This is a genomic window from Microbacterium sp. UBA1612 (assembly GCF_002321605.1).
GTDB lineage: Bacteria > Actinomycetota > Actinomycetes > Actinomycetales > Microbacteriaceae > Microbacterium > Microbacterium luteum.
The window spans coordinates 168,890-178,531 of sequence record NZ_DCMW01000025.1; the positions used below are offsets into that span (position 1 = coordinate 168,890).

General features: G+C 70.9%; 9 protein-coding genes. 5 read left to right on the forward strand and 4 right to left on the reverse strand.

The annotated features are described in order from the left end of the window. The first annotated feature begins 413 nt into the window (after positions 1-413). Both B3S45_RS11745 and B3S45_RS11750 read left to right on the forward strand, forming a co-directional pair. On the forward strand, positions 414-731 hold the full coding sequence (locus B3S45_RS11745) for a hypothetical protein (RefSeq protein ID WP_195691657.1): 318 nt from the start codon (positions 414-416) through the stop codon (positions 729-731). After that, entirely contained in the window at positions 728-1,777 is a 1,050-nt protein-coding gene (locus tag B3S45_RS11750; protein ID WP_195691658.1) for a zeta toxin family protein, read from the forward strand. Before B3S45_RS11745 ends, B3S45_RS11750 begins: the two co-directional genes overlap by 4 nt. A gap of 323 nt (positions 1,778-2,100) precedes the next feature. Here the strand turns inward: B3S45_RS11750 and B3S45_RS11755 are convergent, their stop codons facing one another. Further along, on the reverse strand, positions 2,101-2,760 hold the full coding sequence (locus B3S45_RS11755) for an arsenate reductase ArsC (protein WP_228178110.1): 660 nt from the start codon (positions 2,758-2,760) through the stop codon (positions 2,101-2,103). A 5-nt stretch (positions 2,761-2,765) separates the two neighbouring features. Continuing rightward, positions 2,766-3,443 (reverse strand): helix-turn-helix domain-containing protein, encoded by a 678-nt coding sequence (locus B3S45_RS11760; RefSeq protein WP_195694251.1) that lies wholly within the window; start codon positions 3,441-3,443, stop codon positions 2,766-2,768. 47 nt (positions 3,444-3,490) lie between these two features. Here B3S45_RS11760 and B3S45_RS11765 point away from each other — a divergent pair, with 47 nt between their 5' ends. Genes B3S45_RS11765 through chrA form a run of 3 tightly spaced genes read left to right on the forward strand, consistent with a single transcriptional unit; the run spans position 3,491 to position 6,816 of the window. Beyond that, positions 3,491-4,186, forward strand: coding sequence for an aquaporin (locus tag B3S45_RS11765; RefSeq protein WP_195691660.1), 696 nt, complete (start codon positions 3,491-3,493; stop codon positions 4,184-4,186). Further along, positions 4,183-5,565, forward strand: a complete 1,383-nt coding sequence (locus tag B3S45_RS11770) for an FAD-dependent oxidoreductase (protein ID WP_195691661.1) — start codon at positions 4,183-4,185, stop codon at positions 5,563-5,565. Before B3S45_RS11765 ends, B3S45_RS11770 begins: the two co-directional genes overlap by 4 nt. 33 nt (positions 5,566-5,598) lie before the next feature. Further along, positions 5,599-6,816 carry a chromate efflux transporter gene (gene chrA / locus B3S45_RS11775; protein WP_195691662.1) on the forward strand — a complete coding sequence of 406 codons (1,218 nt, stop codon included), beginning with the start codon at positions 5,599-5,601 and terminating at the stop codon, positions 6,814-6,816. A 23-nt stretch (positions 6,817-6,839) separates the two neighbouring features. Here the strand turns inward: chrA and B3S45_RS11780 are convergent, their stop codons facing one another. Both B3S45_RS11780 and B3S45_RS11785 read right to left on the reverse strand, forming a co-directional pair. After that, positions 6,840-7,565: a VIT1/CCC1 transporter family protein gene (locus B3S45_RS11780; RefSeq protein ID WP_195691663.1), complete on the reverse strand. Its 726-nt coding sequence runs from the start codon at positions 7,563-7,565 to the stop codon at positions 6,840-6,842. Positions 7,566-7,674: 109 nt separating this feature from the next. Then, positions 7,675-9,585 carry a heavy metal translocating P-type ATPase gene (locus B3S45_RS11785; RefSeq protein WP_195691664.1) on the reverse strand — a complete coding sequence of 637 codons (1,911 nt, stop codon included), beginning with the start codon at positions 9,583-9,585 and terminating at the stop codon, positions 7,675-7,677. Positions 9,586-9,642: the final 57 nt, after the last annotated feature.

Here is a 9,642-nt window from a genome sequence, read left to right on the forward strand (position 1 = left end):
CCCCAGCGGGATTCGAACCCGCGTTACCGCCGTGAGAGGGGAATAGGCTCCCCCGGAACTGCGTGCCCGACCCGGTTCTGCCCTGTGTTTACTGGGGTTCCGCGTGCGTCGAGTGCGTCGCGGAAAGTCCTGTCGTCAGCGTTCGTTGCCAAAATGTTGCCACGTTTGCGCCCCTCCAGAGGCGGGTAATCCTGGTGCCTCTGCGCGCCTGCCGAGTGTGCCGAGTAGCGAACTCACGTTCCCGCGCCTGACCCGCTCTACCAGCTTGCGGGGTCGTGGCGGATGCCGCAACACCACGTCGCTGCGCTCGGATGTTGCACCCTCCGTCCCGACCCGCGAACAGCAGGGAGCGGGTCCGGGGCGGGAGCGGACCGGGGAGGTAGAATGAGCAACGACGAAGCAGAGGTGATCCCATGAGCGTGACGATTCCGAGCGCGATCCCGGCCGAGTCCCTGCGCGCCTGGTACGACGACGAGCCCCGCGTGAGCGATGTGGCCCTCTACGACATGACCGCCCAGGGCGCGACCACCCTGGCCTCCGTCCTGATCGAACGGCAGCTCGCCACGACCGACGAGCGCGAGCGCGAGTATTGGGCCGCGCGGGTGCGCCTGGTGAACCAGCAGCGCACGGCGCTGGACCCCGACGACCGGCTCGGGCTGATCGCCCAGCAGCAGGCATGGCTCGATGAGATCGACGCCCTGACCGGCCAGGCGAGCCGCCGGATCGCGTGACCGAACCCGTCGCCTCCGACGAGGCGCGGCTGCGGCAGGTGTTCGACGCCACCGCGCGGCAGGCGATCTTCCCGCCGGTCCCGACCGGCGACCGGCTCCTGGTACTGCTCGGCGGCCAGCCCGCCGCGGGCAAGACGAGGGCGCAGGCGGCGATCCTCGCGGAGCACCCCGAGCTGGTGTCCATCACCGGGGATGACCTGCGCGCCTACCACCCCGGCTACCGGGATCTCGCGGTGAACGACCCGCTGGCGATGCCGGCCGCGACCGCGCCAACCTCCAGCGGGCTCATCCGCCTCGCCCTGGACCATGCGATCGAGCACGGCTACCCGGTGCTGCTGGAAGGCACCTTCCGCGATCCAGCGATGGTCATCGACACCGCGGCCCGGTTCGCGGAGGCCGGTTACCGGGTCGAGGTCGTCGCCGTCGCCATGCCCGCCCCGGTGTCGCGCCTGGCCGCGGAAGAACGGTTCCTGCGCGCCCGGCGCGGCGAGGTCGGCCGCTGGACCCCGCCCGAGGCGCACGAGACGGCGCTGGCCGGCTCACCCGAGGTCGTGGCCGCGCTGGAGGCCCTGCCCGCCGTCGCCCGCATCCAGGTCTACACCCGCGACCGCCGCCTCTACGACAACCGCCGCACCGAATCCGGCGCATGGGAGCACGAGCCCCACGCGGCCGAGGTGCTGCGCAGCGAGCAGACCCGAGAGCTCACCCCGGTCGAGGCCGTTGCCTGGCTCGCGGACTACGGCGCCGTATTCGGCGCCGCTCACGCCCGGCGCGGCTACCTCAGTCCGAGGACCGCGTCGGCCTACCGGCGGCTGCAAGACGACGCCGCCCGCATGATCGAGCTGGCCGCCTCCGACCCCAGTGCCGACGTGCGGGCGCTGGAAGAGCAGCAGACCCACCGCCGGATCGCACTGAAGGTCGCCGTGCCCGAGCCGCCGGGGATCGTCGGACGGATCGGGCAGACCCTTCGGCGCTCACTCCCGCCCTATCGTCCAGCTCCGTCGCGTGACGCGCCCGGTAACGAACCACCGAGCATCGGACGCTGAGAAGACGCCTATCGTTCCCCCACTCACGACGACGACGTGGGAGTAGAACTGTTCGACACCCCTGTCCCCGCCGGATCACGAAAGCACGTTCTGGCCCGTAAAACACGGGCGAGTCGCCGGGTGGCCGCGTGGACAACTCCCTCAGGATTCACGGACCTACGCGGTCGGTAGCACATGAGAACGAGCCTGCCGAGACGCCGCCAAACCCGATACCCGAGTCTGCGCGATCGCGCCGGATGTCACAAGCCGGTTCGGGCATTGCGGCCTCCGCCCCGACCCCGCGACTGGCAGGGAGCGGGTCCGGTGCTTGTGGAAGTCGACTGTCAGGCGCGGGAGGGGACGCCGAGTTCGGCCAGCAGGTTCAGCACGCGGCGCTCGATCTCGTCGCGCACCGGCCGCATCCCGTCCGGGGTCCAGCCCGCGGGATCGGGTAGCGTCCATTCCTCGTACCGCTTGCCGGGGAAGATCGGGCAGGCGTCGCCGCAGCCCATCGTGATCACCGCGTCCGCCGCCCGCACGATCTCGTCGGTCCAGGGCTTGGGGAACTCGCCGGCGATGTCGATGCCCCGTTCGGCCATGACCTGAACGGCGACCGGGTTGATCTGCTCGCCGGGCTCGGAGCCGCCGGACCAGCCGATCGCCCGGTCGCCGGCGTGGTGCTGGAAGAAGCCGAGGGCCATCTGCGAGCGGCCGGCGTTGTGGACGCACAGGAACAGCACGGTCGGCGTGCCCGTCAGGTGCATCCCGTCGACCTTGGCGAGCGCGCGCAGCCGCTGCCGGGCGAACTTCTCGGTCAGCAGCGGCAGATAGGTCGGCACCGTCGCACGGGCGGCGAGGTCGGTGTAGGAGGCGTGCAGGAAACGGTCGATCGTCTCCCGCCCGAAGGTGCCCTCGAACTCCCGCGTCAGGCGCTCGGCGCTGGTGGCGAGGCCCGCTTCCTGGTCGATGGTGATCGTCGCGTGGCGCTCGTGCTCGTCTGGCATCGTCGTCATCCCTTCGTCGTGGTCAGCCGGGGCGCGAGGCTCTGGATGCGGGCGGCGATGTCCTCGAACGCCGCGTCGAAGGCGGCGTCCGTCCCGTCGCGCACCGGGTCCGGCACCGACCAGTGCACGCAGCCGGCGTCGCCGAGTTCTTCGTGCGCGGTGTCGCACACGGTCACCACGAAATCGTCCGCGCCGAGCACGTCGTCCAGCGCGCGCGGGGCGCGGGCTCGCAGGGTGAGGCCGTGTCGGTCCGCGGCGGCGATCGCGCCCGGCTCGATCTGCGCGGCCGGGTGCGTGCCGGCCGAGGCCACCGGGATATCGCTGCTGCCGTGCCAGAGCGCAGCGGCGAGCTGGGATCGGGCCGAGTTGCCGGTGCAGACGAACACCACCCGCCGCACCCCGAGCATCGGGGAAGGGGTGAGGCCGTCGAGCGCGCCGGGCGCGAGGTGGAGGTAGGTGCGGCGCCGGTCGGCCTCCGACCGCGTCCGCACGATCAGCCCTGCCTGTTCGAGCTGGTTCAGGTGATGGGCGAGCAGGCTCGATGAGACACCCAGCTCGCCTTGCAGCTCGACCGGGGCGACATCGCCCAGGGTGAGCAGGTCCACGATCCGCAGCCGCACAGGATCGGCCAGCGCCGCATACCGCGCGACCCGACCCGCAAGGCAAGTTTCCTCAATGTTCATTACCTCAAGTTTGACTGAGCGAACCGGATTCGTCAAGATGGGCAGCGATGAACACCACCACGACCGAGGCCGTCCCGCTGTGGCGGCGTGCTGCCGCTGAGCTGCTGGGCGCCGGCCTGCTGGTGACGGTCGTGGTCGGTTCCGGCATCGCCGCCTCGCGTCTCTCGCCCGGCGATGTGGGCTTGCAGCTCCTGGAGAACTCGATCGCCACCGCGCTCGGCCTGACCGTCCTCATCCTGATCTTCCAGCCCGTCTCCGGCGCGCACCTGAACCCGGTCGTCACCCTCGCCGACCGCGCCCTCGGCGCACGGCACGGCGGCGGCGAGATCGCCGTCTACGCTGGCGCTCAGATCGTCGGCGGCATCGGTGGGGCGCTGCTGGCGAACCTCATGTTCGCCGTGCCGGCCGCGCTGTCGGTGACCGACCGGGCGGCACCGGGGCAGGTGCTCGGCGAGGTCGTCGCCACCGCCGGGCTGATCCTCACGATCTTCGCCCTGGCTCGCACCGGCCGCGCGGCGCTGGTCGCCCCGGCGGTCGGTGCCTACATCGGCGCCGCGTACTGGTTCACCTCGTCCACCTCGTTCGCCAACCCCGCCGTGACCATCGGCCGGATCTTCACCGACACCTTCGCCGGCATCGCCCCGACCTCCGCGCTGTGGTTCCTCGCCGCCCAGGTCGTCGGCGCGGTCGTCGGCGTCGGGCTTGTGTTCCTGCTGTTCCCGAATCGAAAGGCCCAGCCATGACCCATCTGATCGCCATCGGCGGCTCCGACGCCGGTATCTCCGCCGCGCTCCGTGCCCGCGAACTCGACCCGACCACCGACGTGACGGTGGTGGTGGCGGACGAGTACCCGAACTTCTCCATCTGCGGCATCCCCTACTACTTCACTGGCGAGGTCGCCCCGTGGCAGTCGCTCGCGCACCGCACGAGCGCTGACTTGGAGGCCACCGGGATGCGGCTGCGGCTCAACACTTTCGCCACGGGCATCGACGTCGCCGGGCAGCGGCTCACTGTCCGCACCCCGGACGGCATCTTCGAGGATCTGGCCTACGACGAGCTGATCGTCGGCACCGGCGCGCTCCCGTCCCACGCCGGCATCGCCGGCCTCGATGCGCTGACCCCGGAGGACGGGGTGCATGTCATTCATTCGATGGGTGACACTTTCGCCCTCGACCACGACCTCACTACCCGGCAGCCGCAGTCTGCGATCATCGTCGGCGCCGGCTACGTCGGCCTGGAGATGGCCGAAGCCTTCATCACCCGCGGGATGCAGGTCACCCAGCTCCAGCGCGGACCCGAAGTGCTCTCCACCCTCGACCCCGAGCTCGGCGCCCTCGTCCGCGACGAACTCACGACGCATGGCGTCGAGGTCGTCACCGGCTCGACCGTGACCGGGATCGAGAAGACCCCGGTCGGGCTCACCGTCACCGGCACCCGCGACGGGCAGCCCTTCGCACAGACCGCGGACCTCGTGCTCGTGGTCGTCGGGGTGCGGCCGAACACCGAGCTGCTCGAGCAGGCCGGAGCGAGCCTCGGCGCGGGCCGCGCCGTCGTGGTCGATGAGCACATGCGCACCGGGCTCCCGCACGTCTGGGCCGCCGGCGACGGCATCATCACGCATCACCGCCTCCTCGGCGCGACCTATCTGCCGCTGGGGACGACCTCGCACAAGCAGGGCCGCATCGCAGGAGAGAATGCTCTCGGCGGCGACCGAGCCTTCGCGGGGTCGGTCGGCACCCAGGTCGTCAAGGTCTTCGACCTCGTCGCCGCCCGAACCGGCCTGCGCGACCACGAGGCGATCGCCGCCGGCTACGCGGCAGCAACGATCACCGCGGCCGCGGACGACCACAAGCGGTACTACCCCGGTGCCCACCCGATCCACTTCCGCATCACCGGGGACACCGGCGACGGGCGTCTGCTCGGCGCGCAGCTCGTCGGGCGGCGCGGCACCGAGGTCGCCAAGCGGGTCGACACCTTCGCCACCGCCCTCTATGCCGGGTTGACCATCGGGCAGTTCGATGACCTCGACCTCTCCTACACCCCGCCGCTCGGCTCTCCGTGGGATGCCGTGCAGCTCGCGGCGCAGGCGTGGTCGGCCGCGAATGCCAGGGTGCTGGTCTAGTGAGCGTCAAGTGACTGGGGCAGACTGAGCGCGATGAGCCTTTCCCCCTCGACCGGCGGGCGCCGCCACCCCGGCACGGTCGGAGAGGTGTTCCTCGTGTTCCTGCGCCTGGGACTGACCTCCTTCGGCGGCCCGGTCGCGCACCTGGGGTACTTCCGCGAGGCGTTCGTGGAGCGGCGCAAGTGGCTGGGCGACCGCGCCTACGCGGACCTGGTGGCGCTGTGCCAGTTCCTGCCCGGCCCCGCATCCAGTCAGGTCGGCATGGCGATCGGGCTGCAGCGCGCAGGGTTCGGCGGGCTGCTGGCGGCGTGGGCGGCGTTCACCCTGCCGTCGGCGATCCTGCTGGTCGCGTTCGCCTACGGGGTCACGGCGCTCGGTGACCTGTCCGGCGCCGGATGGATTCACGGGGTGAAGGCCGCCGCGGTCGCGGTCGTCGCCCACGCCGTGCTGGGCATGGCGAGAACCCTCACCCCGGACGCGAAGCGGGCCACGATCGCCGTGGCGGGCATGATCGTCGTCCTGCTCGTCCCGAGCGCGTTCGCACAGGTCGCCGTGATCGCCGCCGCGGGAGTCGTCGGGCTGGTGTGGCTGCGCCCGCAGGCCGCCACGGCATCGGAGTCGGAGCCATTCGTCGTGCGGGTGCCTCGCTGGGCCGCGATCGGGAGCCTGGCCTTTTTCGTGATCCTGCTCGCGGGCCTCCCCCTGCTCGTGTCCGCCACTGAGAACGGGGCGGTACGCTTATTCGACGTGTTCTACCGGGCTGGGGCACTCGTGTTCGGCGGCGGTCACGTCGTGCTGCCGCTGCTGGAGGCCGGGACCGTGCAGACCGGCCTCGTCGACCACGACGTGTTCCTCGCCGGCTACGGTGCCGCGCAGGCGGTCCCCGGTCCCTTGTTCACCTTCGCCGCCTACCTCGGCGCCGCGACTACCAGCCCGCCGTCCGGGCTGCTCGGCGCCGCGATCGCGCTGGTCGCGATCTTCCTCCCCGCGACACTGCTCGTGGTCGGGGTGCTGCCGTTCTGGGACCGGCTGCGTCGCGCTCCACTCGCGCAGCGGGCGCTCATGGGCGTGAACGCCGGCGTGGTGGGGATCCTCGCCGCAGCGCTCTACACGCCGGTGTTCACCGAAGGGGTCACATCGGTCGCGGCCCTCGGGATCGCCGCCGCCGGGTTCGTCGCCCTGACCTCGTGGAAGGCGCCGGCGTGGGCGGTCGTCATCGCCGCGGGCCTCATCGGCTGGGCCGTACTGTGAGCAAGGGGTGAGTCCGCGCCGCCTCAGCCGACGACCGTGCCGAACAGGGAGCCGACCAGGAAGGTCGCTCCCAGGGCGAGCGCACCGCCGATCACCAGGCGCACCACGGCCCGCCACCGATGAGAGCCGCCGATCCAGGCCGCGACGTATCCGGTGACCGCCAGGGCGAGGAGCACGGCAACGAAGGTCCACACGATGCGCGCCGGGTGCGGCAGCAGCAGGATCGTCAGCAGCGGCAGCACGGCGCCGATCGTGAACGCGATCAGCGAGGCGAAGGCGGCGTGCCAGGGGCTGACGACGTCCTCCTGGTCGATGTTCAGCTCGAGCGCCAGGTGGGCCTTGAGCGCGTCGCGCTCGGTCAGCTCCGTCGCCACCAGGCGGGCGGTTCCGGGGGTGAGGCCCTGCTCCTCGTAGAGCCCGACCAGCTCCTCGAGCTCGACCTCGGGATCCTCCTCCAGCTCGCGCCGCTCCTTCTGGATGAGAGCCCGCTCGCTGTCCCGCTGGCTGGACACCGAGACGTACTCGCCGAGCGCCATTGAGATAGCCCCGCCGACCAGGGCCGCGGCCCCCGCCAGCAACACTGGCGTGACCTCCGCTGTCGCTCCGGCGACACCGACGACGACCGCCGCCGTGGACACGATCCCGTCGTTCGCTCCCAGCACTCCTGCGCGCAGCCAGTTGAGTCGCTGCGCGAGCCCCGTTGCGTGAGGCTCGCCGGAATGCCGGTATGGAGGGGATTGCGTCGTCACGGCTCCTCACGGTAGTTCGGTAGTTCTCCTGCCGCCAGGAAGGAGAGGCAACCCTGCACCTCGGCTCTTCGCCCGCAGATTCCAGTCGTGGTGCTCGGGTTTCAGAGCGTCACACGCGGTGCGAGTCGGACTCCGTGTCGGATCGGCGTGACGGCGGCGGTGCGGCAGCGGGGAGTCCGCTCGGCGGGCCGCCCAGCGCGCGGAGCGCGTAGAGGATCGTGGCGAGGTCCACGAGCTCCTGCGTGAGAGCGCCGGCGACGGCGGGGATGGCGCCCGTCATGGCGATGACCATGAGGACCACGCTGAGACCGATGCCGAGCCATATCGCCGTCAGCGCGACGCGAAGCGTGTGCCGCCCGATCGACACGGCGTCGACCACCTTGCTGAGCGAGTCGACAAGGATCACCACGTCAGCGGCATCGCCGGCCGCGGTCGCGCCTTTCGCGCCCATCGCAACGCCGATGTCGGAGGCGGCCAGCACCGGGGCGTCGTTCACCCCGTCGCCGACCATCATCACGGGTCGTGGATGCAGGTCGGCCGCGAGATGAACCTTCTCTGGCGGAAGGAGCTCGGCATGCACCTCGTCGATCCCGGTCTGCCGCGCGATCGATTCGGCTGTCGCACGAGTGTCTCCCGTGAGCATGACGATCCGTTCGACACCGTTCGCGCGCAGCCACGACACCACCGCGACGGACTCCGGGCGGGGATCGTCGGCGAGCACGAGGACGCCGGCGAACCGGCCGTCGATGGCGACGTAGGCCGCGGCCTCGCCCGTCGTCAGGTCTGCGCGCACCGTGTCGGCCGCCACTGACGCGACGTAGGAGGGCTTCCCCACGACGACCGTTCGCCCCCCGATCACCGCGGTCACACCATTCGTGGCGACCTCACTGGCCTCCTCGGCCGCGAGAAGGTCGATGCCGCGCTCGACCGCGGCCCGGCGGATGCTGTCTGCGAGCACATGCGACGAGTACTGTTCAGCAGACGCGGCGAGCTGCAGCAGTTCGCCCGCCTCGAAGCCGCCGACAGGGCGAACGTCAACGAGGGTCGGCTGGCCCTGCGTCAGCGTTCCGGTCTTGTCGAAGGCCGCGGACTGCACTCGGGCGAGCTGTTCTACGACACCTCCGCCCTTCATGATCACGCCGGCCTTCGCGGCCCGCGAGAGCCCGCCGAGGAACGCGACCGGTGCAGCGATCAGCAGCGGGCACGGCGTCGCTAGCACCAGCACCTCAGCGAAGCGCGTCGGATCGCCCGATACCGCCCACGCTATGCCGGCCAGGGCGAGCGAGACGGCCGTGAAGGGGATCGCAAACCGATCCGCGAGCCGCACGACGGGCGCACGCGAGTCCTCCGCGGCACGCACGAGCGCGACGATCTGCTGGTACTGACTGTCCGCGCTGCGCCGCACCGCCCGGATCCGCACCGCCCGGTTCCCGTTGATAGCGCCGGAGAGCACGTCGCTGCCCGCCTCACGAGTCACCGGCAGACTCTCCCCAGTGAGCGACGATTCGTCGAACGTGCCGCTCTCGGTGAGCAGGATGCCGTCGACCGGCACGATCTCGCCCGGCCGCACCAGCAGCACATCATCGATCCCTACGTGCTCGACCGCGACATCCTGCACCTCGTCCGAGTCCGACGCATGCTCGTGAGTGAGAACATGCGCGGTGCGCGGCGATCGGTCCAGCAGCGCGGTGAGGTCGCGCCTGGCCCGCCGGGCGGCGAAGTCCTCCAACGCTTCACCGCCGGAGAGCATCAAAACGATGATGAGCGACGCGATGTACTCGCCCACGGCGAGGGTTGCGACCATCGCCACCACCGCGAGGATGTCGAGCCCGACATGCCCGCGAAGCACATCACGCACCATCCGAACCAGCGTCCACACGACGAACGCTCCGACGTAGGCCGTCGCCGTCCACCGTCCCACCGCATCCGCTCCGACGGCGTGGAGGACCACGACCGCGGCGAGCACCACGACGGTGACCGAGATGATCGGGTATCGCCACAGCGGCCGCAGCAAGCGCATACGTCTCAGCCTTGTCGACTGCTGCACTCGCCGCTAGCTGTACTGCCCAGGGAGGTT

Coding starts and splice junctions, on each gene's coding strand:
- B3S45_RS11745 (WP_195691657.1), top strand. CDS start 414: ATGAGCGTGACGATTCCGAGCGCGATCCCGGCCGAGTCCCTGCGCGCC.
- B3S45_RS11755 (WP_228178110.1), bottom strand. CDS start 2,760: ATGCCAGACGAGCACGAGCGCCACGCGACGATCACCATCGACCAGGAA.
- B3S45_RS11760 (WP_195694251.1), bottom strand. CDS start 3,443: ATGAACATTGAGGAAACTTGCCTTGCGGGTCGGGTCGCGCGGTATGCG.
- B3S45_RS11765 (WP_195691660.1), top strand. CDS start 3,491: ATGAACACCACCACGACCGAGGCCGTCCCGCTGTGGCGGCGTGCTGCC.
- B3S45_RS11770 (WP_195691661.1), top strand. CDS start 4,183: ATGACCCATCTGATCGCCATCGGCGGCTCCGACGCCGGTATCTCCGCC.
- chrA (WP_195691662.1), top strand. CDS start 5,599: ATGAGCCTTTCCCCCTCGACCGGCGGGCGCCGCCACCCCGGCACGGTC.
- B3S45_RS11785 (WP_195691664.1), bottom strand. CDS start 9,585: ATGCGCTTGCTGCGGCCGCTGTGGCGATACCCGATCATCTCGGTCACC.